We start from the raw sequence: 24,146 nt of genomic DNA, 5'->3' as shown, positions 1-24,146 counted from the left end.
CATGCCCCAGCCTCCGGCCGCGCGCGGGGCTGGAACATGGGCCGGTCGGCCCCTACGTAAGGTGCACCGGCCCCATCTGCACGGACACCGAAGATGGGACGGTTGAAGACGACGTACCGTGCCCTCAGCGGCAGGAGGTATCGCCATGACCCTCTCGGCCCTGTCGTCCGCTGCTCCTGCCGCTCGGCTGCGACCGGCTCTGCTGACATTTCTCGGTGGCGTGGGCACGGTCACCGGCAGCAAGTTCCTGGTCGAGAGCGATCACGCCCGGGTCATGGTGGACTGCGGACTGTTCCAAGGAATCGCCGAACTGCGGCGTCGGAACTGGCGCCGGCTGCCGTGCGACGCGGACGCCGTCCACGCGGTGGTGCTGACCCATGCGCACCTCGACCATTGCGGTTATCTGCCGAGGCTGGTCCGCCATGGCTTCCGCGGGCCCGTCTTCGCAACGGCCAACACGGCGCGGCTCGCCGGGATCGTGCTGCGCGACAGCGCCCGTCTGCAGGAAGAGCAGGCCGCTCACGCCAACGAGCACGGCTGGTCCAAGCACCGTCCGGCCCGGCCCCTCTACACCAGCGACGACGCCGAACGCACGATGAGCCTCTTCGTCTCCGTGCCCTTCCACGAGCAGATCGACATTGCGTCCGGGACACGGCTCACCCTGCACCCGGCCGGACACATCCTCGGCGCCTCCTGGGCGCGCCTCACGCTGGAGGACGGCCATACGCTGGCCGTCAGCGGCGACCTCGGGCGCCCGGGGCACCCGCTGCTACGGCCGCCAGAGCCGTTCTCCGGCGCAGACGTCCTCCTGCTCGAGTCCACCTACGGCAACCGCCGTCATCAAGGGGAGGAAGGCCGCGAGATTTTTGCCGAGGTTCTGGCACGCACCCTCCGGCGGGGTGGATCGGTGGTCATCCCGGCGTTCGCGGTCGACCGTACCGAGGTGGTCCTCCACGAACTCGCCGAACTGCGTGCGAGCGGCAAACTGCCCGCCGCGGTACCGGTCTACGTGGACAGCCCGATGGCACTGGCCGCATTGGATGTCTATACGGAGGCGATCCGGCAGCAAGCCCCGGAGCTGCGGCCCGAAATCCGTTCCGCAGGCGGCGCGGCGCTGGCCCCCGAGCCCTTTCTCGCCGCCCGATCGGTGCAGGAATCGATCGACATCAATCACACCCACGGACCCGCTGTCATCGTCTCCGCATCCGGCATGGCCACGGGTGGCCGGGTCCTCCACCACCTGCGCAAACGTCTTCCCGACCCGCGGAACACCGTGGTGATCGTCGGGTTCGCCGCAGTGGGCACCCGGTCGCGGGACCTGGTCGACGGGGCACGCGCGCTGAAGATGTTCGGCGAGTACGTACCGGTGCGGGCCGAGGTCGCCGATGTGCCGCATTTCTCTGCGCACGCTGACCAAAAGCAGCTTCTGGAATGGCTGCGCGGTGCCTCACCGCCGCATGTCACCTACCTCGTGCACGGCGAGCCGGAAGGATCAGCCGCACTCCGGGACCGGATCGACCACGCCTTGGGATGGAACGCGGTGGTTCCCCGTTCAGGAGAGCACATACTCGTGCGTGGATGAGGCGATGAGTCGCGCCCCCTCCGCAACAAGCGGGAGTGCGCTGCGACGGCCGGTTTCAGTCGTGTGGAACGATGGCTACCGGACACGGGGCATGGTGGACGGCTGCTTGGACGACGTGGCCGATACGTGAAGGCAGTACGCGCCCCTTGTGTCGACGGCCGACGACCAGGAGCTCGGTGTTCGCGCTGCTGTGCAGCAGGGCGGACGCCGGACTCTCCATCACCACCTCCTCGTCCACACGAACGTCGGGGAACTTCTCCCGCCATGGACGCAACGCCGCAGCCAGCTCGTAGCGTGCGTCTTGTGCCGCCTGTTCCGCGGCACTGCGCTCCACACCGCCACCGCGGTTGTAGGCGTATGAGGGGAAGTGCCTTCCGTGTACAGCATGAAGCGGGATCGCCCGCCGTGCTGCGGTCTCGAAGGCGAACGCGAGCAACCCTTCGCAAGCGGCGTGCAGACCCACACCGACGGTCACCCTCCGGCTCGCGCCACCGCCAGGAACGTCCTGCCGGGCACGGACCAGAACCGTAGGGACAGCAATGCGGGTCACCAGCTCCAGGCCTACTTCCCCCAGAGTGAAGCGGGCAGCGGCACCCAGGCCCCGTGATCCGAGAACCAGCAGATCTGATTGCTCAGCGAACTCGACAAGGGCGTCCAAGGGGTCGTTGCGCACCAGGCTCACGTCCACGGGAAGACCCGGGTGGGACGACCGGACCGCCGCACGGGCCTCGTCGATGATTCGGTACGGCCAGTAGTTCTGCTCCGCCTCCTCTGCGGGGGCGCCGGTCGGTTCCAGAGCGAGCAGGATCCAGGCGTGCAGCAGTCGAAGCCGAGCCTGACGAAGCTCCGCCTCCCGCGCCGCCCACACGGCCGCGGACAGCGACTGCAGGGTGCCGTCCAGACCGACGGTGACGAGGTCCTTCATGACCGTGCTCGGCCCCCTTCGACAGGGCTGACAGGGCTGACAGTCCTGGCCGGCTTCAGGTCCTCGGCGACCGAGACGACGCCGTCGACGCTGGCGCACATCCGCACCAGAACCGGAATCAGCAGGGGATCCTCCACCGAACCGTGCAGTGCCACCTGCCCCTGCACGACCTCGGCGGTCACACCAGCGGCCCCGATACGCGCAGTGCGCCCGATGACCTCCCGCGCGATCTCCTCCTGGATTGCTTTGTCCTTGCGCAGAAAGACACGCAGCAGGTCGCTGCGGCTGACGATGCCCAGCAGGGCATCCGTCTCATCGACCACGGGGAGGCGCTTCACGTTCTGCACCTCCATCAGGCGCGCCGCCTCCACAACGGTCCACTCCGGATGCGCGCACACCGCAGGAGCCGACATGAGCTCGCCGGCGGTGCGACCCTCGGCCCGGGCCCGTTCCCATGCCTCAAGATGCGGCAACGGCATCCTGCCGGAGAGATCGGACTGGTCGGCCGCCTTCCGCAGCAGATCGGCCTCCGAGACGATTCCGGCCGGTCTGCCGAGGCTGTCGAGCACCGGTACGGCGCTCACCGCGTTGTCGGCGAGAATCTGCGCGATGTCCTTGAACGGCGTATCGAGTTGAACGCTCACGACCTTCTTGGTCATGAGCTCGCTTATCGTGCGGTGCTCCATCTCCGGCTCCTTTCAGCACGGCGGTCGGCGCGTTGCCCCACAGCTCAAGGGTGATCTGAGCGGCGGCTGTCCCGGCATGAGCCACTCGGCCCCTTCAGATGGCCGGCAGGCCCGAAAGGACCGGTTGGCCTGCGTCGGGGGACCTATGGCCCCTGATGCGGGAAGAAACCTCCCACCACGCTGAAGGCGTCCATCGATCGGCTTTCTGGCCCGGACGGGAGGCTCCTGGTGCTCATCCAGACCCTCGATGACACGTTGGTCAAAGGCCTGGTGGCCGATGCTGTCACCGCGCCGTCCATGCACAACGCCCAGCCTTGGCACTTCAGCTACGCCCGCCACAGCCGCACCTTCACGCTCTCCGCAGACCTCGAACGCGCCATGCCGCAGGCCGACCCCACGACCCGCGGTCTGCACCTGGGCTGCGGCGCCGCACTGCTGAACCTGCGCGTCGGCGCCGCGCATGCCGGGCATCGCACGTCGACGACCCTCCTGCCCGACCCGAGTGCCCCGGCGCTCCTGGCCACCATGCGGCTGGACGATCCCCACGAGCACGTGGACGAACCCCTCCCCAACCTCTATCCCGCGATCCGCGACCGGCACACCAGCAGGTTCCCGTTCTCGGAACGCCAGATACCGGAGAACGTCCGCGCCGCCCTGACCGCGGCCGCCGCCGGAGAAGGAGCACGGCTGACCTTTCTCACCACCCCGCACCGCGAGACCGTGCTCGATCTGATCGTGCATGCCGAGGGGTACAACCGCATGGACGCCGCCCGCGAGAGCGAACAGCGCCGATGGACCCACGACACATCTCCAGAGGAGCCCGCCGACGGCGTTCCTGACTACGCCTTCGGCCCCGTGAAACGTGGCGGCTCGGCCCCTACCCGGGATTTCGCCGGCCGGCGCCCGGTGCCGGGCCGCGCGTACGCGGACTTCGAGCGCTGCCCCCAGCTGGCGTCACTCAGCACCGCGAGTGATGGTCCGGCCGATTGGCTCCGCGCGGGCCAGGCCTTGGAGCGCCTCCTGCTCGTAGCCACACTCCAAGGACTCGTCAGCTCCTTTGCTGCTCAGGTCGTCGAATGGCCGGACCTGCGCTGGATCCTGCGCGAGCCGGTCTCCGGAACCGGCCATGTGCACATGATCCTGCGCCTGGGGTACGGCCCGCAGGGGCCGCGCACTCCGCGCCGGCCCGTGGACCAGGTACTGACGATCAAGCCGTGAAGGGACGTCAGCCGAGCGCGACGCCATGGCGGACCTGCGGAGAGGTGCACGATCGGCACACCCTGCAACGAACGGCTCGCCAGGTGTCCCGCGGCGTCATTGGCGTGTTCACTGCGGGGCGCGGACCACGGTGACGGGGCAGTGTGCGTGATGCAGGACGGCCTGACTGACGGAGCCCAGCAGAAGGCCGGCGAAGCCGCCGCGGCCACGCGCTCCCACCACCAGCAGTTGGGCGCTGCGGCTCGCTTCGATCAGGGCCGGACGAATGCGCGACCGTACCGAGCGCTGGTGCACGGTGACCTCCGGATACCTGGCCCGATGGCCCGACAATGCCTCGGCGAGAATCCGCTCCTCCTCGTCGCGGAGCCGGTCGATGTCCACCACCATGTTCAATGGATCGCCTGGCCCCTCGTAGGCACGGTCGGTCCAGGTGTTCCACACGTGCAGTGCGAGCAGCCCCGCCTCCCGCAGTGAAGCCTCGGCAAACGCGAAGGAGACGGCCTCCTCGCCCTCTGGAGAGCCGTCGACCGCCAAGAGGACCGGGCCTTCGGGCTCCGGCCGGCCCCGGACCACCATTGCGGGGCACCGGCTGTGAGCCGCGAGGTGCACGGCCGTCGACCCCACCAGTAGCCCGGCGAAACTACCGAGGCCACGGCTGCCGACCACGATCAGCTCCGCGCCGTGTGACTGGGCTTCCAGCACCGTGAGCGGATCGTCGATGACGATGGTGTGGGCAACCTCTACCTCCGGTTCCACGTGCTGCGCGTATTCCACCGCCTCGGCCACGATGTGTTCGGCCAAGTCGTGCAGCCCGGCTTCGGCCGGTCCCAGCCTCGATCGGCCGAGCGGCGTCTGCCGGGACGGCCAGGTGAACGCGTGCACCACTCGCAGCCCCACCCCGCGCAGCTGCGCCTCGTGCGCTGCTGTCTCCACTGCGGCGAAGCTCGATGCCGAGCTATCGAACCCCACCACTACCGGGCCACTCATCATCGACTCCCATCCCGCCGTGTACCGCGTGCGACCACCCGTCACACCAGGCGCCAACGGTGGTGGCGTGACTCCACCTGCCAGGTTCCCCCCAGCCGTACACCGCCGCCACATGGCCGGGGAACCGTTCCGGCCGTAGCCCGGACGGACCAGCGGGCAGAGCATGAGTCCACCACCGGATGTGTACTGACGCACAACGATGTCATCGGCCACCGAACGAGGGGAGCGGTCCGTGTCGCTTTCGGACGCCGCTGCTCACCCGGCCAAGCCTGACCGGATATTCGACCGGGAGTCCGAGTGGGCGCAGCTTGTGGAGTTCGCGTGCGATCCGCATCCAGGAGCCACACTCGGCTTGGTCTCGGGACAGCGCCGGCACGGCAAGACCTTCCTCCTGGAGGCCCTGATCCGGGCTACCGGTGGCTTTTACTTCGATGGTCAGGCAGCGGCTGAAGCCGAGTCGTTGCGCCGCCTCGCGGACCGCCTCGCCGAGTACACCGGAGCCGCGCATCCGCCGTGTTGGCACCGGTGGGAGGAGGCTGTGGAAGCGCTGCTCGCGCTGGGGGACCGGCAGCCAGTCCCCGTCGTCATCGACGACTTCCCCGACGTTGTCGGACACAGCCCAGCGCTCCCCTCTGTCCTTTACGGGGCCTACCGCCGTCTGCACCGGGCGCACCAGAACAGCCGGCCGCGGTTGATCCTCAGCGGAGGCAGTCCAGCCGTTATGGGGAGGCTCTTCTCCGGGCCCTCGCCTTTGCACGGCCTCGCCTCCTTGAAACTCGTGGTGCAGCCCTTCGACTTCCGGAAGGCGGCGAGTTTCTGGGGGATACAGGACCCCAGACTTGCCGTGCAGGTGCACGCGATTGTGGGGGGCACTCCCGCCTACCGGGGCGACCTCGTGTGTGACGACGTCCCGGCTGGTCCCGAGGACTTCGACGCCTGGGTGTGCAGAACTGTCCTCAACCCACGGGTACCCCTGTTCTGGGAGGCTCGTCACCTGCTGGAAGGCGAGCTGGACCATGCCGACCGGGCCCTGTTCCACTCCGTGCTGGTAGCGGTCGTCGGCCGCTGCTCCACCGCCGGCGGGATCGCCGAGCACCTCGGAGCCTCACTGAACGACGTGTCCCACGTCCTTGCGGTGATGCAGAGTCACGGGCTGCTGCACGGCGAGCCCGACGCGTTCCGGCAGGGGCTGACGCGATACCGCATCGCGGAGCCGCTCCTGGCCTTCGAGCATGCGGTTGCCTGGCCACACCGTGTCTCGTTCGAGCAGGAGGACGCTGCCGGCGTGTGGCGGCGGGTGCGCACCACGTTCGACTCCGCGGTGGCCGCACCGCATTTTGCCCAGCTGTGCCGCGAGTGGGCCGCGCAGTACGCTCCCTCGACAGCCTTCGGAGGAGAATCCCGCACCGCGGCACGCGGCACCGTCCCCGATCCTGCGCGGCACACCCGGCTCGATGCCGAGGTGGTGGTCAGGGGGGCGGTCGGTGGCTGGCCGGGGGTCCTGCTCTCGGTGGGCTCGCCCGCTGGAACGAAACCATGGACATCCACCACTTGGAACAGCTGCGCCATCTGCTGTCCCTCCTCGCTGCCTCGGGCGAGGACACCAGCCAGGCCGTCCCGGCCTGCTACAGCGCGAGCGGATTCGGCCCGGAACTGCGGGCGGCGGAGACCAGAGGCGAGGTGTACCTGGTAGACGTCGACAGGCTGTATCACGATGAGTGACGAAGTGCCCCACCTTCCCTTCAGGGAGGTCTCCGCCTGTCGCACGGTGGCGAGGCCCTCGGGGGGGTGGGGCCGGCCGGACGCCAGGACAGCGAGGCGGCCGAGGTGCTGGCTGCGCTGACAGTGGCCAGCATGGAAGTAGCGGGACCACAACGCCGTCCATTCGCGGAGGTGAACCGCGATGAATCTGCCCATACGACACCGCCACGGCGGTCTGCTGGAGCGAGGTTTCCCCTGGCAGGAGCCGACAGCTGAGTTCGAGGACCTGTTCGAGAGAATGAACCGGTTCATGGAGTCGCTTTCGCTCACGCCGTCTTCGATCGAGAGGATGACCTGGGCTCCACTGGCAGACATGCACGAGACCGACGACACGTACAAGGTCGAATGCGAACTGCCGGGCATGAAGCGTGAGGACATCGACGTCGAGATCACCGAGCACGACCTGCGCATCTCGGGAGAGCTCAAGGAACGCGAACGGGAAGGCGTGCTGCGGCGTCGGGGACGCCCCACTGGGCGCTTCGAGTACCGGGCCTTGCTGCCCGCCGACGTGAAGGCGGAAGAGGTCCAAGCGGCCCTCTCCGACGGAGTCCTCACGGTGACCATCCCCAAGGCCCAGGCAGCCAAGCCGCGCCACATCGAGATCAAGGGCTGAGCTCATCGGGTGTTGGCCTCTGCCTGGACAGGCTCAAAGGCCGCCGTTCCTTCGCGCAACTGGTGCGGCCGGCATTTCTGGTCGCGCCGAGCGGCTTGTGGGCGGCGGCAACGCCCCTCTGGTCCGTTCGGCCCTCGTAACTGGGCTTCTGGGCCCCATGCCGTCGACGCGCCACTGTGACACGTTGGAGGAGAGCGCAGAACCGGCAAGCGGTGATGCGGAGAGCGGTGATGACCATGCGCGCCCACATCGGAGATCAACTCGTTGTCGAAAGTCCGGCCACCGGCGCGACCAGGCGGGACGGCGAAATCGTCGGACTGCATCACGACGACGGAACGCCTCCCTACGAGGTGCGCTGGTCGGATACGAATGACGTGACGCTTGTGTACCCCGGACCCGACGCGCACATCCACCATCTCGAACACCCGGCAGAAGGCAAGCAGCCCGCACCGGCTGAGCCGGCGTCCGAAACCGCGGAGCCGTCCCACCGGCCGCTCGACCCCGGCGACATTGGCCGTCGCGTCGCCCACGAACGCAGGCGGCAGCGGCTCACCCGCGCGGAGCTGGCCGAGCGCGCCGGCATGGCCACGACCTACCTCGCGTACGTCGAGGAGCGGCCGGCAAACCCGAATCTCGCCTCGCTCACAAGCCTGGCCGGCGCGCTGGGGACCACAGTGGCTCGCCTGCGCGGCGGCGGGGTCGATCTCCCGCCCGGACAGGGCCAGGCCGCGTACCACCCCGAGCTGCGGGAGCTCAGTGCCGACGAGTGCCGGGACCGGCTCGCCACGCACGGCGTGGGACGCATCGCCGTATCGACACCGGACGGGCTGGCGGTGGTCCCGGTCAATTACGAGGTCGTCGACGGAGCGATCGTCTTCCGGACGGCGCCCGGCGCCGTTGCGGCAGCGGCCGTGGGAACTGATGTCGCGTTCGAGGTCGATCATGTGGACGAGGCCATGAGCGGGGGGTGGAGCGTACTCGCCCTCGGCCGGGCCCAGGCCGTCACCGAGTCCGACGCGGTGCGACGACTGGCCGATCGGGCCTACTCCAGGCCCTGGGCGGGAGGTGAGCGCCCACTGTGGGTGCTGATCGAGCCCACGCGCCTGACGGGGCGGCGCATTCGTACCGACTGATCGACAGGGCAGCCGCCGGCGGTCGGCTGCCTCACTCCCGGGCGGTCCCGTTCTCTCCGGCCTGCTGCCTCGCTGCCCACCGACGACGTACCGCGTCCTCGTGCTCGCTCTGCTCCAGGGCGAGACCGACGCGGGCGAGGGACTGTTCCAGACGGGGGATCCAGTGGCGTCGCAGGGCGCGAACCCGCTGCCGGGTGCTCAGCAGTTCGCCGCCGACGATCCGGGTGGCCGCCCGCGAGGCGGCGTACTCGGCGGCCGCCCGCACCGCGTCACGGTAGGCGGCTTCGGCTCGCACCAAGGCCGTGTTCCCGGGCGCGGCCGAGGTAGGGGGCCGGTCCGGGATCACACACCTGGTCCCGGCCGGATACCGCACTCCCATGGTTGAAGCCTCCTCGACCACGACGGTCGCAGAGCCGACGCCCGCTGCTGCCGCTGCGAGGGCCTGCTCACCGCCCAAGAGAAGGCCCCTCAGCAACCACGTCTCCGCCTCCCTGAGCTGCTGGTGCCACCGCTCGGCACTGCTCTGTTCGGCCTGGAGGAGGAGCTGGTGGCGCCTACGCAGGATGCGCAGCTTCTGTTCGAGGAGGTCGGCTCCGCGGAGGGCGACGTCCAGACTGTGCCGAAGCCGCAGACGGGCGGCGCGGGAGGGCGCGGTACGGGGCGCGGCGGTCACTGTGCCACCCCCTCGCCGTCCTCTGCTGAAGCGTCCACGGATGCTTCATCGGGGCTTTCCATCGCGCCGTGTGTGTCGAGAAGTTCGGCCGGGAGCATGGACAGCTGGCTGCGGGGGAGGGTGAGCAGCACCCGCCAGGCGCACTCCAACGTCTCGTCCAGCGGCCGCAGTTCGTCGCTTCGCTGGTTCACGAAGTGCCGCAGAAAAGCCTCGTCGAAATCGAGGTACCGGCTGTCGGTCCGGCTGAGCCCCGACTGCCCCACCAGGTCTGCGAGTTCTCGGATCTTCCGCGCCCGGGCGAGGGCGGCGAGGAGCTGTGCCGCGACATCCAGATGGTCGGGGCGGGTCCGGCCCGGGCCCGCGCCCTTGCGCATCAGGCGGGACAACGAGGACAGGGCGTCCACGGGCGGATACACATCCCGGGCATGCGCCTCGTGGGAGAGCACGATCTGGCCCTCGGTGATGTAGCCCGTCAGGTCCGGGACAGGATGGGTGATATCGCCCGCGGGCATCGTCAGCACCGGCAGGACGGTGACGGATCCGGGCCGCCCACGGATCTTCCCGCAGCGTTCGTAGAGCGAGGCGAGGTCGCTGTAGAGGTAGCCGGGGTAGGCGCGGCGGGCAGGGATCTCGCCCCGGGCGGCGGAGACCTCGCGCAGCGCCTCGGCGTAGCTGGTCATGTCGCTCAGCACGACGAGCACATGGCGCCCGCCGGTGAACGCGAGGTGCTCGGCGACGGTCAGGGCGACGCGCGGGGTGAGGATCCGTTCGATCACCGGGTCGTCGGCGGTGTTGAGCAGCAGTACGAGCTCGCGTGCGGCGGCCCGCTCCTCCAGGGCGTCCCGTACGAAGGTGGCGTCCGGATGGGTCAGGCCCATGCCGGCGAAGACGACACTGAACGCCTCGCCTCCGGCGGTGGCCTGGGCGGCGATCTGGGCGGCCAGCTCAAGATGGGGCAGCCCGGCCATGGAGAACACCGGCAACTTCTGCCCGCGCACCAGAGTGGTCAGCGCGTCTATGGCACCGACACCGGTCAGCACCGGTTCGGACGGTGGTTCTCGCCGCACCGGGTTGATCGGGTTGCCGCTCACCGCGGCGTCGGCCTCCCCGAAGACCGGCGGCCCGCCGTCGATGGGCTTGCCGCGGCCGTTGCAGACCCGGCCCAGCCAGCCGGGGCCGACCGGGATGCTTAGCGGCGCTCCGGCAAATGCCACCCGGATACCGGTCGGGTCCATGCCGGTCGTGCCCTCCAGCACCTGCACGGTGGCGAGGTCCCGGTCCACTTCCAGGACGAGACCGTGCCGCTGCTCGCCCGACTCCATGGTGATCCGGACGAACTCGTCCCAGCCGACGCCCGACACTCCCTCGACGACCGCGAGCGGACCCCGCAGCGCGCGCACCGCCGTGTACTCGACCTCGCCCCAGGCCGTCACCGTGGCTCTCCTTCCGCATCGCCGACCACCGAAATGCCGTAACACCCCCGCACGTGACCCTTGTTCACCGCACCTCCCGGAGCCTGGCGAGCATGGCGTGCCGCCGTGCCGCCACCCCAGCGGCGTCATACGGGCCGACCTCCTCACGTGCACGGAGCACCGGTCCGAAGTCCACCTCCTCGACGGACGCCGCCGGCACGCCCGAGTCGACCAGTTCCCGGCAGCGGCCGACGACCGCGAGCACGGCGTCGACCAGCGCCGCGGTCTTGTCCGCAGCGCAGAACGCGTCGTGGGCGGAGAGCGCGCTCTGCTGGAGCACCGCCTCACGCACCAGCCGTCCGGAGAGCACACTGATCCGCTCCTGGTCGGGCAGCGCGGTGATGCCGATCAGATCGACGAGATCGGCCAGCCGGTCCGCCTCGCCTAGCAGCGCCGCGACACGGTCGCGGCGCGCGCTCCAGTCAGCGGCGCCCGCAGCGGCCTGCCGGGCACCGAGCGCCGCCGCGTCCCGGGAGAACGACCCCGACCAGGAGACGGCCGGGTAGTGGCGGGCGTAGGCGAGGTCGCGGTCCAGCGACCACAGGCAGCGTACGAACCGTTCGGTGTGCGCGGTGACCGGCTCGGTCAGGTCGCCTCCGGGCGGCGAGACCGCGCCGATCACCGTGACCGACCCCCGCTCGCCACCCAGCGTGGTGACCGCCCCCGCCCGCTCGTAGAACGCGGCGATCGCCGAGGCGAGACCGGCCGGATACCCCTCCTCGGCCGGCAGCGCGCCGGTACGCGAGGCGAACTCGCGTAGCGCCTCTGCCCACCGCGATGTCGAGTCGGCGATCACGACGACATCGAGTCCCATGTCCCGGAAGTACTCGGCGACCGTGGCACCCGTGTAGACGCTGGCCTCGCGCGCCATCATCGGCATGTTGGAGGTATTGGCGACGGTCACCGTGCGGTCTGCCAGCCGTCCGCCGGTGCGGGGGTCCTCCAGCGCGGCGAGTTCGGCGATGACATCGGCCATCTCGTTGCCGCGCTCCCCGCAACCGATGTACACGATCACGTCGGCGTCGCACCACTTGGCGATCTGCTGCAACAGCACGGTCTTGCCCGTGCCGAAACCGCCTGGCACGGCGACCGTGCTGCCCCGGGCGACCGGAAAGAGCAGGTCGATCACGCGCTGCCCGGTGGTGAGCGGCGTCGGCTCGCCGCCGCGCTCGCGCACCGGACGCGGCCGCCGTACGGGCCATGAGTCGCCGATTCGTACCTCGATGCCGCCCACGACGGCCACCACCGCGTCCTGCGGAAAGTCGCCTTCGGGAGAGATCCGCTCCACCACCCCACCGGCGCCCGGAGGTACGAGGACCCGCACCCGCACCGGTCCCACTCCCCGGACCTCGCCCAACGTCTCGCCTTGCGAAACCCGGGCCCCTGTGTCCGCATACGGAACGAACGACCACGTCCGGCCGGCCTCCCCGGCTCGCACCGCACCGGGGAGCAGCCATTCCCCGGCGCCGGACAGCGGGCGCAGCAGGCCGTCGAAGACCCCGCCGAGGAGCTGGGGCCCGAGCTGTGCGGAGAGCGGTCTCCCGTGAGCACGCGCAGTATCTCCGGGAGCGAGTCCGCCGGTGTATTCGTAGGACTGGACGGTGGCGACGCCGCCGCTGATCGCCACCACCTCGCCGGGCAGCCCGGCCTCGCCCAGCGAGACGACGTCGTACATCGCGATCCCGTCGGCGTACTCCATCTCGACGAGAGGACCGGCGACGCGCACGATGCGGCAGCAGCGCCCCGATTCCTCCTTTGGTGGAGGTGCCTCGGGCGACCCGGCCCGGTCAGCGGTTCCGGGAACGGGGGAGGAGGCTCCTACGGTGCCCATAGCGTCTCCGCCTCGGCACCGATCCGGTCCACTGCGTGCGCGGCCAGCGCGTCCAGCGTGTAGTCGACGCGCCGCCCCGCGACGTGTGCGATGACGCCTCCCGCGGGGTGCTCGGTGACCTCCGCGTCCGGCCCGAGGAGCTGGCGGGCGCGTTCGTTCAGACGGTCCACCAAGGCGGCGTAACCGGCCGTCTGCCGCAGAGCTCTGACGCGCTCGGTGGCCCGCAGCCGCAGCTCTTCGTACACCTCCCGGCGCACGTTCAGCTCGCGCGCCCTGGCCGTACGGCGTGCCCGCGCGAGGAGGGCGCAGCCGACGGCTGTGCCCTCCGCCTCGCCCTGCCGATGTGCCTCGTCCACGATTTCCCGCGCTGCGGCGCGGGCGTCGTCCAGCAGAGCCGCGGCCTCGTCATCCGCTCCGGCGAGCAGGGCCCCGGCCTCTGCGCGGGCAGCCCGGAGCAGCTCGGTGCGCACCGGTTCGAGCGCCGCCGCCGTTTGATCGGGCGCCGGTGTCCTCATGGCGGCATCACCAGGGTGAGCGGCGGGATGTGTGAGAGCAGCGCCGGGCCCAGGACATCGGCCGCTGCCGGAGTGAGGATCACCAGCTCCGCCTCCTCCCGCACGTCCCGCCATGCCTCGTGGACCGCGTCCGGCTCCTCGGCGACGACGACGCTGACCCCGGCCAGCGCCAGTCCCGCCACCCGCACTTGTTCGCCGATCGCGGCCACGTGTCCCACGGTCAGGCCTTGCCGATGAGGATGATCGCGACGACCAGGCCGTAGATGGCGATGCCCTCGGCGAGGCCGACGATGACCATCGCCCGGCCGAAGAGCTCGGGTCGTTCGCTGAGCGCCGCCAGCGCCGCGGCCCCCGTGTAGGCGACGGCGATCGACGCCCCGATCGATGCCCCAGCCACCGCGATCGCGGCACCGATCAGTGCCGCGGAGGCCGAACCGGAGTCCTTCGCGGCCGCAGCGGTGGTGGCGGCCTGCGCCGGTCCGTCACCGAGCGCCACGATCAGCAGCGCGGCCGCCCCCAGGAGCAGCAGCACATTGGCGGCGATCACCCAGCGCAGAGCCGTCCGGCCGGACCGGCGCAGCAGCAGCCGGGTGACGACGAAGGCCACCACGACGAGAGGGAGAGCGATGAGCCAGGTGATCACTGCGCCACCTCCGTGTGCTGTACGGGCAGGTGCCAGGGGCGGAACGGACGGCCCTGGTTTTCGAAGACGCGCGAGAACAGTTCGTAGAACTCAAGGCGCAGCGCCTGCACTCCGGCGATCAGCGCCTCCAGTGCGAACGCGAGGGCGTTGCCGACGACGAAGACGACAACAGCCGCGATGAGCGCCCCCGCCCCCATTCTGGCCAGCCCCGTGCTCCCGTCCCACACGATCGAGCCGAGCGCGGCATGTGTGAGTCCGAAGGCCGCCAGCCGTGTGAAGGAGAGGACGTTCGATCCGATGCGCACCACCACGTCGAAGAGCTGGACGCCGGTCTGGGCGATACCCCCCGCACCGCCGCCAGTGGTCGCATAGAGACCGGACCCGGCCAGAAAGAGACCCATGAGAGCAATCGCGGTCCCGGCGAAGGCGAATCCGGGGCGGCCCAGATAGATCGCGCACAGGGCCAGGCCGAGCCCGAGGAAGAGTGCTGCCCCTGCGACGCCGGAGGCCGCGCACAGTGCGCTCGCTGCCCCGTTCTCCCGCCAGCGGTTGACGATTCCGGCAGCGTAGGCCAGCGCGAGCAGCACGGCGCCGAGCCCGACGGCGCCGACGAGCAGCCGTACGGGCTCGTCCAGCGGGTTCAGCCAGAGCACCGGCAGCACACCGGTCGGGCCGAAGAACTCGCCGTAGGCGACACCCGCCAGCGCGCTGGCCAGCCCGGCCCCGGCCACGAACGGCCACAGCCGGTGGAGCGAACCCAGGCGGCGGGGGCACCCGAAGCGCAGCAGCAGCCCGGCGAACAGCAGCAGCGCACCGTGCCCGGCGTCGCCGAACATCACACCGAACATCACCACGTAGACGATGCCGGCGGGCAGGGTGGGATCGAGATCGGCATAGGGCACGGTCCCGTACGTCCGGACCAGAGGTGTGAACGAGCGACGCACCACACCCGTGCTGCGCAGCAGGGTCGGTGGATCGATGCCGCGCGGTGTCCGCAGGGGCACCAGCGCACCCCCGGCACCGGCCACGCGCTCGGCGGTCGCGGGGAGTTCGGCGGCGGGGCACCACCCGGCGAGGGCCGCGACGGCCCCGCGCCGGACCGTGCCCGCCAGGTGGTTCTCCAGCTGTGCCTCGCCCGCCAGCAGATCGGTGCGACCCGCCCGCTCCAGCGCGTCGAGGTCGGGCGGGCGGGCGCTGAGGACCGCGCTCTTCGCCTCGGTGCGCACACGCCGCAGTCGGCGGGTGGCCGAATCCGGTGCTCCCGGCCCGACGCCGTCGATCCGATCGATCTCGACACACCCTGCTTCGGCTATCCGGACGAGGGTGTCCCGCAGGACCTCGCGAGGGGCGACGATCGCCACCCGCTGCATGCGGACGGGAGCCACGGCCTCAGCCCGGAACATCGAACACCTCCGTCGGCCTGCCGCCCCGCGCGGCCAGTTCCAGGGCACCCCGCACCTTCCACGCGTCCGCGGACAGCACCGCAACGGCGCCGATCAACGGTTCGGCGCTCATACGGGATCCGCGCAGCAGCTCGGCGCCGTCCCCTTCCAGCCGCTCCCACCACCGCGCCTCGGCTCGCCACAGGTCCGCCGGGCTGTCGGTGCTGACGAGTGCCCAGCGCGACGTGGCCGGCAGGCACTGTCGGAAATCGGCGAACGAGGTGGCACGCAGGGCCTCGGAGCCGAGCAGCCGGCCCGCGCGCCGGGCGGACGGTTCCGCCAACCGACGTCCGACGACGAACACTTCACGGCCGACCAACAGTGCGAGCCGGCCCGCCGCCCAGCGCACGGCCTCCGGCAGAGCGGCCGCGGTACGCACGGCTGCGGCGATCCGCATACCGGTGGCCACTGCAGCCGGTGACTCGGCGCCCGGCTCACCCCAGACGGAAGAGGCCAGCACGGCCCGCAACTCGGACGGCGATCCGGTCCGGGACAGCCGGGGCCAGGCGGTCGCCAGCGCGCCAAGCCAGTAGGGCGGTGTCGGCCGGGGGAGTTGCGTACCCGACACCGTACGAAGGTGCTCCTCCACATTGGCGATCTCGAACCCGGCTGCCAGCAACCGGACGGCGTTCGCCCCGCTACGGGGCTGCCAGCCTGCCAGGACCCGTAGATGCCACAACAGGGTTGCTCCGACCGCGCGTTGCGCGTCGGCCAGTGATGCTTCGGGGCCGATGCCGTGCCGGTAGGCCGTGGTACCCAGGTACCTCAGGGCATCGTCGAGCGTGGGCGCCGCGGCCACTTCCCGGACGCCCGCGGCGCCGAGGCAGCGGGACAGCATCGCTCTGGTCCGGGTCACACCAGCCACCCATCCGGCGCCCATCACGGACTCCTCGCTTCTGGTTCCCTGCGCGGGACGGGTGCCCTTGGGGCGGCAATCTCCGCATCGTCGAGTTCCTTGGTCACGAGCGCCGACACGCGGTCGACCAGGCCGGGCATGCGGGCGTCCGCCCGTTGGCGCAAAGCAGCCACCGCACGCTCCGACGAGACGTGCAGCTCCGCCGCCTCCGCCTCGGCGGCGCGCCGGATCCGCTCGGTGCTCTCCGCCCGTACGCCGGGAGCGCGAGCGCGCGCTCCCGCCACGATCGCTTCGGCCGCGCACTCGGCCTTGCGTCGTCTTTCTGCCGCCGTGCGCGCGGCAGACTCCCGTATGGCTCGTGCCTCTGCCTCGGCCTGCTCCAGCACTGCGAGCGGTGGCTCCAATTCGGCCGAGAGCTCGGCGGAGCGGTCCGCGGGTACGCCTCCGGGCGCCGCCCGGCCGGGCGATCCGGCCGGGCGGAACCGCATCAGGAAATCCCGGAATCCCGCCACAAGTTCTCCTCACGGGGCAGTCCCTGATCCAAGTCTCCACGTGGGGAACGCCCCTGTCGCGCCGGGCCGGGACGCCTCCTTTGCACCCGGTGGCCGGCAACGGCGACCTGCGGCATCCCTCTCGGATCGGTGCGAAAATGGCCTGGTAGGTGGCCGGCCGGTCCCCTCGGGAGGTTGCTGTGAGCGACTTCGAACGCCATGCGGCTGGCAGGGAAGCCCGCCGCACCATGCCGGGGCGAACCTCTGCCACGTGGGAAGAGCACCGCCAGAACATGCTGCGGCGCTATCTCGGTGCGGTGGCCTCCGCCGCATCGTCGACGACCGGTGCACAGGCAGCCGACCCGGGAGAGGCCGTATCACCCCGTTCCGAGGAGGGGCACCCGCCACAAGGACCAGCCGTACCACGGGTGCGCGACGTCATGAGCGTGCCCGCCGTGTCGGTCCGCGGGGACATGCCGTTCCTGGACATAGCCCACACGCTCGCCCATGAGCACTTGAGTGCCGTGCCCGTGACCGATGCCGACGATCATGTGCTGGGGGTGGTGTCCGAGTCTGATCTCCTGGCCAAGGCCGCCGCGATGGCCGCCCCGCACCCGGTCGGCCCGATCAGCAGGCTCCGGGAGCACCACCTCTACGAGAAGAGCCGGGGAGAGACCGCAGCCACCCTCATGACGTTCCCGGCGATCAGTGTCCATCCCGGAGATCTGGTGACCGACGCGGCTTGGACCGCTGCCCGCTCGCGTGTCAAGCGGCTGCCGGTCACCGATCACCGCGGGCGGCTGGTCGGAGTCGTGAGCCGGATCGATCTGCTGCAGGCTCTGGTACGCAACGACCTTGAGATCCGCGAGGAGATCGAGTCCCGGATCCTCCGGCATGAGTTCCTCCTCGCCCCCGGCACCGTCGAAGTAACGGTCGAAAACGGTGTGGTCACTGTCGCGGGAAGGCTGGACGCGGCCCTCGTTCCGAAGCTGCTGGAGTCGATCCGGGGAATCGAGGACGTCGTCGAGGTGATCGATCACCTCACGGGGACGACCTGACCGGGCTCAGCGGAACCACTCGTCGGAAAGGACGGGGCACGCCGCCGGCGGTCCTCTCTTGCAGGGTTCCGAGGGCCCACCCGAGGTGGCCGCTTTGGGCACAGTCGCGGCCTTGATCTCGCAGAGGTGTTTCGGCTTGCGCCCCTGATAGGCGCGATCGCAGGGCCCGGTTTGCGTTTCCTGGGTGTCGCAGGTCAGTGCGGTTGGGGGGTGGGAGGAGGCGGGACGGGCGTGGGCCGCTCGTGTGGGCTGGTGCCGGTGGCGGCGATCAGGGCCAGCAGCTCGGCCACGGTGACGGGGTCGGTCACTTTCGGCCTCGCTGTTCGGCCTGGGTGGCCTGGAAGCGGTAGGACTCAGTGCCGGTCTGGATGAGGTGGTAGCGGAAGGCGATGCGGTCGGCGAGAGCCGCGCAGAGCCGGGGGTCGGTGAAGATCTTGTCCCACTCGGCGAACGGTGAGTTGGTCGCGACCGCGGTGGCCTTGTACTCCTTGTGTTCGGTGAAGATCTGGAACAGCGGCTTGGCGCCCTTCTTGTCCAGGTCCAGATGCCCGGACTCGCCCAGACACAGCAGGTCGACTTTGCTGTAGCGGGTGATCACAGAGGAGAGGCGACGGGGCGCGTCTGCCTCGGAGATCACCTTCGCCCCCGCGTCCGCAATGCCGCACGGTCCTCTTCGGCCTCGGCGTCGACGACTGGGGATCCGGTCGATGGTGTGCCACTGCTTCCGCTTCGCCGGCACCGGACATATCAGTGCCTCGGCCACCGTGTTCCGCGACACCTTGTGCCGCTGAACCAGCGTCCGCCCCGACACCGTCGGATCGTCGCACCGGTCCAAGCCGATCCTCTCAAAGATCCACTCACGTGACCTGTACACACGGGTCTCCTGACATGACCGTGATCAACACGCACAGAGTGAGGGGGTAAACAGCCCAAAACCCGCATTGCTCCATAGGCAGCATGTCACCCACCCGACACCAGGATGGCTTCCCATCTCACCGCCCAGCTCTCAAACCCACCGCCCCACTGGCTCTTCTACGCCCCGCCAGAAACACGCGTCTGCAGGCGCATGACGACGTGTCCGAGACCGGACACCCCGCACACGACCACGAGGTCGGTGAGCGGCAGCGGCTCCGTACCCAGCAGAGCCTGCAAGGGCGGCAGATAGACGCCCGCCAGCTGAAGGCCCAATGCCGCTGCTACGGCGACCAGCAGGAAAGGATTGGCGAGGCTTCGGGGCCGCGCCCGGGAGCCCAGCGCCACGCCCAGCTGGGCCGCCCCAAGGACCAGGAAGACCATGGACTGCCACGGACGGCCGGTCTCCCGCGCCCAGTCACCGGTCACCAGCGTGACCGTGGCGACGAATGCCCCCATGGCCAGGATTCGGGGCCATAGGCCGGCGCCCAGCACGCTCTGCTCAGGTGGTCGCGGAGGGTGACGCATCACGCCAGGGGCGACGGGTTCCGCTCCGAGGGCGACACCGGGCAGACCGTGGGTGAGCAGATTGATCCACAGGATCTGGGCGGGAAGCAGCGGCAGCGGCATCCCCAGAAAGGGGCCGACAAGCATGACCAGGATCTCCGCAGTGCCTCCGGCGAGGGCATAGAGCAGGAACCGCCGCACGTTGGCGTAGACGCGGCGCCCTTCTTCGACAGCGGAAACGACGGTGGAAAGGTCATCGTCGGCGAGCACGAGATCGGCGGCCTGACGTGCGACTTCGGTACCGCGCCGCCCCATGGCAACGCCGATATCGGCGCTGCGCAGGGCCGGCCCGTCATTGACGCCGTCCCCGGTCATCGCCACCACATGACCGGCCCGGCGCCACGCCTGAATGATGTCGAGTTTCTGCTCGGGAGTGGTCCGTGCGAAGACGCGCGCATGGGTCAGCGCGCCGGCCGTGCCGTGCCGTAGCTGCTCGCCGGTGGCGACGTCGTCGCCCGCAGCCGCGATGCCCAGGCGCTCGGCCACGACACGGGCGGTGAGCGGGTGGTCGCCGGTGATGAGTACGGGGGCGATGCCAGCCTGCCGGCAGGCGGTCACGGTGGCTGCCGACGCGCTCCGGGGCGGGTCCAGGATGCCGATCAGCCCGAGCAGCGAGAGCCCGGATTCCCACGCTCCTGAGCACTCCCGATCTTCCTTGGGATCGCCATCGGCGACGGCGAGCACCCGATAGCCGGCGCGCGCCAGCTCCTCGGCGCGCGCGGCTGCCTCGGCGAGCATTTGCGGGCCATCGGCCAGGACATCGGGCCGGAGCACGGATTCCGGAGCTCCCTTGCATGCGACGTGCAGCCCACCGTCCGTCGACCGGTGCACCGTCGTCATGCGCTTGCGGCCGCTGTCGAAGGGAACTTCCTCCACTCGTGGCAGCTCGCGGTCCAGAGCCGCCGGGTCCAGCCCGATCCTGGTTCCCGCCGCTAGGAGGGCGGCCTCCGTGGGATCGCCCAGGGCACGCCACTCCGCGCTGTCGTCCGACGGGGCCTCCAACGCCGCGTCATTGCACAGCACCGCGGCACGCAGCAGCGCGGCTAGGTCGGGCGCGTCACTCGCGGTGACCGTCCGGCCGCCGCGCAGAACGCGGCCATCTGGCGCGTAGCCAGTCCCGGTGACGGTAGCTTCTCCGCTCGGTGTCCACAGCGCCTCGGCGGCCATCAGGCCCTCCGTCAGCGTGCCGGTCTTGTCGGTGGCGAGCACGGTGACGGATCCCAGGGTCTCCACGGCGGGCAGCCGACGGACGATGGCGTGCCGCTCCGCCATCCTCCGCGCCCCCAGGGCAAGGGCGAGCGTGACGACAGCGGGCAGCGACTCCGGCACGGCCGCGACGGCGAGACTGATGGCCGCAACGATCATCAACTCCACAGGTTGCCCACGCACCAGCCCGAGGGCGAGAACCAGCGCGCACAGCGCAACGATGACGGCGGCCAGAATCCTGCCGAACCCCACCAGCCGGCGCTGCAGCGGAGTCAGGCCGGGTGAAGTACCCAGCAGCGCCGCGATCCGGCCGAGCGCGCTCCGAGCTCCGGTCGCGGTGACCACCGCACGACCATGTCCCCGTACGACAACCGTGCCCGCCGACACTGCGGCGCGCGACCGATCCTCGCCGGGTTTCTTCTCGACCGGAAGGGACTCGCCGGTCAGCGAGGACTCATCGAGCAGTAGCAACGCCGCATCCAGTACGTCCCCGTCCGCCGGTACGATGTCGCCCTCGGCCAGCAGAACCAGGTCGCCGGGGACCACCTCGGCCGCCGCCACGGCCCGCTCCTCGCCGTCCCGCACCACCCGGGCGGCGGGCGCGCTCATCGCCGCCAACGCCGCCACCGCCCGCTCCGCCCGCACTTCCTGGACGACGCCGACCACGGTGTTCACCGTAATGACGAGCAGGATGACCGCGGCGTCCGCCAGGTCCTTGGTGGCGATGGTCAATGCAGCGGCCACGAGGAGTACCAGGATCAGCGGGTCCCGCAACTGCTGCAGCACACGCCGCCATGTAGGGGTACGAGGTTGCGCGGGAATAGCGTTGGGTCCGTACGAGATCAGCCGCCGCGCCGCCGCGTCCTGCGACAGGCCCGCGGCGGCTGTGCTCCTGAAGTCATCGACGCCCACTGCGCCCTCCACCGGCCACGTTGCACCAGCACTCTCTCCGACACTACGCAGAGATCCCGTCGGCCGGGAGGGCCGACCAGCCCCCTCCGGGGACTATCACTGGCACCTGCCCACCACCCACTACTGAGGTTTTCGTTAGTTCTGTGGGTGTGGTGGGCTCGGCTGGTGGCAGCATCTTGCTGTGCCCTTCGAGTCTCAGTCTGTTCCTTCCGAGGTGTCCGTTCCGCCTTTGACGCGGCCGCAGTTGGCCGAGGCCCGACGTATGCGGGCAGTCGAGTTGTTCGAGCTGGGACAACCTCATGCCGAGATCGCGCGGATGCTGGGGATCCATCCCGAGAGCGTGCGGCGGTGGAAGCGTGTGTGGGAGGGCGGCGGGGCCGAGGCGTTACGGAGGCGTCCGGCCGGTGGGCGGCCACCGAAACTTGTTGACGCCCAGGTCGAGCAGGTTCGGATCGCGTTGGAGCAAGGTGCTCAGGCGCATGGGTTCGAGGCCAATCTGTGGACGCTGGAGCGGGTCGGGCTGGTGGTCGAGCGGGTGACCGGGGTGAAGCTGGCGCGAGCGTCGGTCTGGCGATTGCTGACAGGGCGACTGGGGTGGAGTCTGCAGCGGCCCCAGCGGCGGGCGGTCGAGCGGGACGAGTCCGAGATCGCCCGCTGGTTCGCCCATGAGTGGCCGCGCATCAAAAAGGGGCGGTGAACAAGCGTGCCTGGATCGTGTTCCTCGACGAATCGGGCGTGTCGCTGCTGCCCCAGGTCCGCCGCACCTACGCGCCCCGCGGACGCACCCCCACACTGCGGCACCGGCTGAACTGGAAACGTGCCTCGATGGCTGCCGCCCTCGGTTACCACGCCGCCGACCCCGGCCGTGGTCCGCGACTGTGTTTCCACCTCAAACCGGGCAGCTACGACACCACCGCCCTGATCGAGATGCTTGAGCAGGTCAAAGTGTTCTACGCAGGAGAGCCGGTGGCACTGGTCTGGGACGGGCTGTCCGCCCACTGGAGCCGGAGCATGCGTGCTTGGGTCGCCGAACAGGACTGGCTGACACTGGAACGACTGCCCGCCTACGCGCCCGAACTCAACCCGGTGGAACTGCTGTGGTCGGCACTGAAGGCGCGTGAGCTCGCCAACCTCGCCGACGACCATCTCGCGGACGTCGCCGACGCCGCCGAACGCGGCATTCACCGCATCAGCCAGAACGACCAACTCCCCTGGTCCTTCCTCATCCACACAGGACTGACCATCCACCCACCACACCCACAGAACTAACGAAAAGCTCAGTAGTACTCCAGTTGCACTTTGCTATCACTCCTGGTCAGGGCCGTGTTTCTGAGCATACTCGGCTGGTATCCCGTCAGGTAGCGGGGCTTCGTGACCTCGGACGAGTCGGGCCGTTGTGCTTGTCGTGCAAGATGACGTGCAGCCCGATGTCTGGTCCGCGGAACTGGACGAAGTACTCGTGCGGATAGGACACCGATTCGGCCGGGTGGATCTGCGGCGGAGAATGCGCGCCTACGTGAAGGGCCTGATCGGCCCGGTGGGCCGGAAGAACAGCTGGCAGCTGGCTGAGCACGCCGGCCACCGCACTCCTGCGGGCCTGCAGCACCTCCTGGGCCGAGCCTGCTGGGATCCCGACGAGGTACGCGATGACCTGCAGGAATACGTGGCCGAGACACTCGGGGATCCCGATGGAGTACTGATCATCGACGACACGGGTTTCCTCAAGAAGGGCACGGTCTCGGCCGGAGTGCAGCGCCAGTACTCCGGCACCGCCGGCCGCACCGAGAACTGCCAGATCGGCGTCTTCGCTGCCTACGCCTCATCCAACGGCCGGGCCCTGGTGGACCGGGATCTGTATCTGCCCAAGTCCTGGATGTCTGACCGGGATCGCCGCCGGGCGGCGAGGATCCCCGACGAGCGGGAGTTCGCCACCAAGGGCGACCTGGCCAAAGCCATGATGATGCGGGCACTGGCCTCACCGCTGCCCATCGCCTGGGTGACCGCAGACTCCGCCTACGGCCAGGAATGGCGGCTGCGCCGCATGCTGGAGGAGGCCGGCGTCGGCTATGTCCTGGCTGTGGCGAAGTCCCAGCATGTCCACGCCTTGGGCCGCATCGACTTCGCCATAGCCCAGGCACCCGACGACGCCTGGGAGCGCCACTCCTGCGGCAACGGCGCGAAAGGCCCGCGCGTCTATGACTGGGCCGCGGCTCAACTGCCCACCATCGACGACTTCGATGGCGATCAGCCCACCCACCAACGCTGGGTCCTGGCCCGCCGCAGCCTGGCCCGCCCGGACGAGATTGCCTACTACCTCGCCTACGCGCCCAACGGCACCGCCGTCGTCGAGCTCGTGCGCATCGCCGGGACCCGCTGGGCGATCGAGGAAGCCTTCCAGGCGGCGAAGAACGAATGCGGCCTCGGCCAGTACGAAGTCCGCCGGTATCCCGGCTGGTACCGGCACATCACCCTGGCCATGCTCGCCCACGCCTTCCTCGCCGCCATGGCATCAGCGGCAGCCGAAAAGGGGGCGGCAGAAACGGTTCCGGCGCTCTTGCACCGCTCACCGTGGCAGAAATCCGGCGACTCCTGGCAGTTGACCGCCCCTCGCTGACCCACCTTCGGCGCACCGGCCACGCGCTGAGCTGGTCCCGCTGGCGCAG

Annotated in this window: 23 protein-coding genes; 9 read left to right on the top strand and 14 right to left on the bottom strand. The window is 70.0% G+C overall.

Translation table 11 applies throughout. The features are described from left to right. Positions 1-145 precede the first annotated feature (145 nt). Positions 146-1,582 (top strand): MBL fold metallo-hydrolase RNA specificity domain-containing protein, encoded by a 1,437-nt coding sequence (locus tag ACZ5XZ_RS28910; RefSeq protein WP_468983117.1) that lies wholly within the window; start codon positions 146-148, stop codon positions 1,580-1,582. A gap of 55 nt (positions 1,583-1,637) precedes the next feature. On the opposite strand, the gene ACZ5XZ_RS28905 is transcribed toward ACZ5XZ_RS28910, so the two are convergent. Beyond that, positions 1,638-2,507 (bottom strand): universal stress protein, encoded by an 870-nt coding sequence (locus ACZ5XZ_RS28905; protein ID WP_468983115.1) that lies wholly within the window; start codon positions 2,505-2,507, stop codon positions 1,638-1,640. Further along, positions 2,504-3,193 carry a CBS domain-containing protein gene (locus ACZ5XZ_RS28900; RefSeq protein ID WP_468983112.1) on the bottom strand — a complete coding sequence of 230 codons (690 nt, stop codon included), beginning with the start codon at positions 3,191-3,193 and terminating at the stop codon, positions 2,504-2,506. Before ACZ5XZ_RS28900 ends, ACZ5XZ_RS28905 begins: the two co-directional genes overlap by 4 nt. 228 nt (positions 3,194-3,421) lie before the next feature. On the opposite strand from ACZ5XZ_RS28900, the gene ACZ5XZ_RS28895 reads away from it, so the two are divergent. Next, complete coding sequence (locus tag ACZ5XZ_RS28895; protein WP_468983110.1) at positions 3,422-4,411, top strand: Acg family FMN-binding oxidoreductase; 990 nt, start codon at positions 3,422-3,424, stop codon at positions 4,409-4,411. 108 nt (positions 4,412-4,519) lie between these two features. On the opposite strand, the gene ACZ5XZ_RS28890 is transcribed toward ACZ5XZ_RS28895, so the two are convergent. Further along, on the bottom strand, positions 4,520-5,398 hold the full coding sequence (locus ACZ5XZ_RS28890; RefSeq protein ID WP_468983315.1) for a universal stress protein: 879 nt from the start codon (positions 5,396-5,398) through the stop codon (positions 4,520-4,522). Positions 5,399-5,630: 232 nt separating this feature from the next. Here ACZ5XZ_RS28890 and ACZ5XZ_RS28885 point away from each other — a divergent pair, with 232 nt between their 5' ends. The 3 genes from ACZ5XZ_RS28885 to ACZ5XZ_RS28875 all read left to right on the top strand — a co-directional run bounded on the left by ACZ5XZ_RS28885 (position 5,631) and on the right by ACZ5XZ_RS28875 (position 8,905). After that, positions 5,631-7,091, top strand: coding sequence for an AAA family ATPase (locus ACZ5XZ_RS28885; RefSeq protein WP_468983107.1), 1,461 nt, complete (start codon positions 5,631-5,633; stop codon positions 7,089-7,091). A 210-nt stretch (positions 7,092-7,301) separates the two neighbouring features. After that, on the top strand, positions 7,302-7,772 hold the full coding sequence (locus tag ACZ5XZ_RS28880; RefSeq protein ID WP_468983104.1) for an Hsp20/alpha crystallin family protein: 471 nt from the start codon (positions 7,302-7,304) through the stop codon (positions 7,770-7,772). 236 nt (positions 7,773-8,008) lie between these two features. Then, positions 8,009-8,905, top strand: coding sequence for a DUF1918 domain-containing protein (locus ACZ5XZ_RS28875; protein WP_430980227.1), 897 nt, complete (start codon positions 8,009-8,011; stop codon positions 8,903-8,905). A gap of 31 nt (positions 8,906-8,936) precedes the next feature. On the opposite strand, the gene ACZ5XZ_RS28870 is transcribed toward ACZ5XZ_RS28875, so the two are convergent. From ACZ5XZ_RS28870 to ACZ5XZ_RS28830, 9 genes are all read right to left on the bottom strand, one after another. Continuing rightward, positions 8,937-9,578 (bottom strand): V-type ATP synthase subunit D, encoded by a 642-nt coding sequence (locus ACZ5XZ_RS28870; protein ID WP_468983102.1) that lies wholly within the window; start codon positions 9,576-9,578, stop codon positions 8,937-8,939. After that, entirely contained in the window at positions 9,575-11,011 is a 1,437-nt protein-coding gene (locus tag ACZ5XZ_RS28865; RefSeq protein WP_468983099.1) for a V-type ATP synthase subunit B, read from the bottom strand. Before ACZ5XZ_RS28865 ends, ACZ5XZ_RS28870 begins: the two co-directional genes overlap by 4 nt. A 64-nt stretch (positions 11,012-11,075) precedes the next feature. Continuing rightward, complete coding sequence (locus tag ACZ5XZ_RS28860; RefSeq protein ID WP_468983097.1) at positions 11,076-12,881, bottom strand: V-type ATP synthase subunit A; 1,806 nt, start codon at positions 12,879-12,881, stop codon at positions 11,076-11,078. Beyond that, the gene (locus tag ACZ5XZ_RS28855; RefSeq protein ID WP_468983095.1) at positions 12,869-13,396 is read right to left on the bottom strand and encodes a hypothetical protein; all 528 of its coding nucleotides are present in this window, start codon (positions 13,394-13,396) and stop codon (positions 12,869-12,871) included. Before ACZ5XZ_RS28855 ends, ACZ5XZ_RS28860 begins: the two co-directional genes overlap by 13 nt. After that, complete coding sequence (locus tag ACZ5XZ_RS28850) at positions 13,393-13,605, bottom strand: V-type ATP synthase subunit F (protein ID WP_468983093.1); 213 nt, start codon at positions 13,603-13,605, stop codon at positions 13,393-13,395. Before ACZ5XZ_RS28850 ends, ACZ5XZ_RS28855 begins: the two co-directional genes overlap by 4 nt. Positions 13,606-13,616: 11 nt before the next feature. After that, entirely contained in the window at positions 13,617-14,039 is a 423-nt protein-coding gene (locus tag ACZ5XZ_RS28845) for an ATP synthase subunit C (protein WP_430975311.1), read from the bottom strand. Next, positions 14,036-15,442: a V-type ATPase 116kDa subunit family protein gene (locus tag ACZ5XZ_RS28840; protein ID WP_468983090.1), complete on the bottom strand. Its 1,407-nt coding sequence runs from the start codon at positions 15,440-15,442 to the stop codon at positions 14,036-14,038. Before ACZ5XZ_RS28840 ends, ACZ5XZ_RS28845 begins: the two co-directional genes overlap by 4 nt. Further along, positions 15,429-16,337: a hypothetical protein gene (locus tag ACZ5XZ_RS28835; protein ID WP_468983089.1), complete on the bottom strand. Its 909-nt coding sequence runs from the start codon at positions 16,335-16,337 to the stop codon at positions 15,429-15,431. The genes ACZ5XZ_RS28840 and ACZ5XZ_RS28835 overlap by 14 nt, the downstream gene beginning before the upstream one ends. A 23-nt stretch (positions 16,338-16,360) precedes the next feature. After that, positions 16,361-16,849, bottom strand: coding sequence for a hypothetical protein (locus ACZ5XZ_RS28830; RefSeq protein ID WP_468983087.1), 489 nt, complete (start codon positions 16,847-16,849; stop codon positions 16,361-16,363). Between the two features lie 419 nt (positions 16,850-17,268). Between ACZ5XZ_RS28830 and ACZ5XZ_RS28825 the strand changes: the two genes are divergently transcribed. Beyond that, a complete protein-coding gene (locus ACZ5XZ_RS28825) occupies positions 17,269-17,886 on the top strand; it encodes a CBS domain-containing protein (RefSeq protein WP_468983084.1) in 618 nt (205 codons plus the stop codon). A 304-nt stretch (positions 17,887-18,190) separates the two neighbouring features. Here the strand turns inward: ACZ5XZ_RS28825 and ACZ5XZ_RS28820 are convergent, their stop codons facing one another. Both ACZ5XZ_RS28820 and ACZ5XZ_RS28815 read right to left on the bottom strand, forming a co-directional pair. Further along, entirely contained in the window at positions 18,191-18,523 is a 333-nt protein-coding gene (locus ACZ5XZ_RS28820) for an ATP-binding protein (protein WP_430975306.1), read from the bottom strand. Positions 18,524-18,918: 395 nt separating this feature from the next. Beyond that, positions 18,919-21,483 (bottom strand): cation-translocating P-type ATPase, encoded by a 2,565-nt coding sequence (locus tag ACZ5XZ_RS28815; protein WP_468983082.1) that lies wholly within the window; start codon positions 21,481-21,483, stop codon positions 18,919-18,921. Positions 21,484-21,745: 262 nt separating this feature from the next. Between ACZ5XZ_RS28815 and ACZ5XZ_RS28810 the strand changes: the two genes are divergently transcribed. From ACZ5XZ_RS28810 to ACZ5XZ_RS28800, 3 genes are all read left to right on the top strand, one after another. Next, positions 21,746-22,180, top strand: coding sequence for a winged helix-turn-helix domain-containing protein (locus ACZ5XZ_RS28810; protein ID WP_468983080.1), 435 nt, complete (start codon positions 21,746-21,748; stop codon positions 22,178-22,180). After that, complete coding sequence (locus ACZ5XZ_RS28805) at positions 22,177-22,752, top strand: IS630 family transposase (RefSeq protein ID WP_468983077.1); 576 nt, start codon at positions 22,177-22,179, stop codon at positions 22,750-22,752. Before ACZ5XZ_RS28810 ends, ACZ5XZ_RS28805 begins: the two co-directional genes overlap by 4 nt. A gap of 148 nt (positions 22,753-22,900) precedes the next feature. Further along, positions 22,901-24,097, top strand: a complete 1,197-nt coding sequence (locus ACZ5XZ_RS28800; RefSeq protein ID WP_468983312.1) for an IS701 family transposase — start codon at positions 22,901-22,903, stop codon at positions 24,095-24,097. Positions 24,098-24,146 lie beyond the last annotated feature (49 nt).

Source organism: Streptomyces sp. NPDC033270, assembly GCF_055576575.1.
This window is presented reverse-complemented; position numbering and strand designations above follow the sequence as displayed.

Excerpts from the sequence above, each read along its gene's own strand:
- ACZ5XZ_RS28900 (WP_468983112.1), bottom strand. The coding sequence starts at position 3,193 with ATGGAGCACCGCACGATAAGCGAGCTCATGACCAAGAAGGTCGTGAGC.
- ACZ5XZ_RS28875 (WP_430980227.1), top strand. The coding sequence starts at position 8,009 with ATGCGCGCCCACATCGGAGATCAACTCGTTGTCGAAAGTCCGGCCACC.
- ACZ5XZ_RS28880 (WP_468983104.1), top strand. The coding sequence starts at position 7,302 with ATGAATCTGCCCATACGACACCGCCACGGCGGTCTGCTGGAGCGAGGT.
- ACZ5XZ_RS28825 (WP_468983084.1), top strand. The coding sequence starts at position 17,269 with ATGAGCGTGCCCGCCGTGTCGGTCCGCGGGGACATGCCGTTCCTGGAC.
- ACZ5XZ_RS28855 (WP_468983095.1), bottom strand. The coding sequence starts at position 13,396 with ATGAGGACACCGGCGCCCGATCAAACGGCGGCGGCGCTCGAACCGGTG.
- ACZ5XZ_RS28905 (WP_468983115.1), bottom strand. The coding sequence starts at position 2,507 with ATGAAGGACCTCGTCACCGTCGGTCTGGACGGCACCCTGCAGTCGCTG.
- ACZ5XZ_RS28860 (WP_468983097.1), bottom strand. The coding sequence starts at position 12,881 with ATGGGCACCGTAGGAGCCTCCTCCCCCGTTCCCGGAACCGCTGACCGG.
- ACZ5XZ_RS28910 (WP_468983117.1), top strand. The coding sequence starts at position 146 with ATGACCCTCTCGGCCCTGTCGTCCGCTGCTCCTGCCGCTCGGCTGCGA.
- ACZ5XZ_RS28810 (WP_468983080.1), top strand. The coding sequence starts at position 21,746 with ATGCGGGCAGTCGAGTTGTTCGAGCTGGGACAACCTCATGCCGAGATC.
- ACZ5XZ_RS28890 (WP_468983315.1), bottom strand. The coding sequence starts at position 5,398 with ATGAGTGGCCCGGTAGTGGTGGGGTTCGATAGCTCGGCATCGAGCTTC.
- ACZ5XZ_RS28840 (WP_468983090.1), bottom strand. The coding sequence starts at position 15,442 with ATGTTCCGGGCTGAGGCCGTGGCTCCCGTCCGCATGCAGCGGGTGGCG.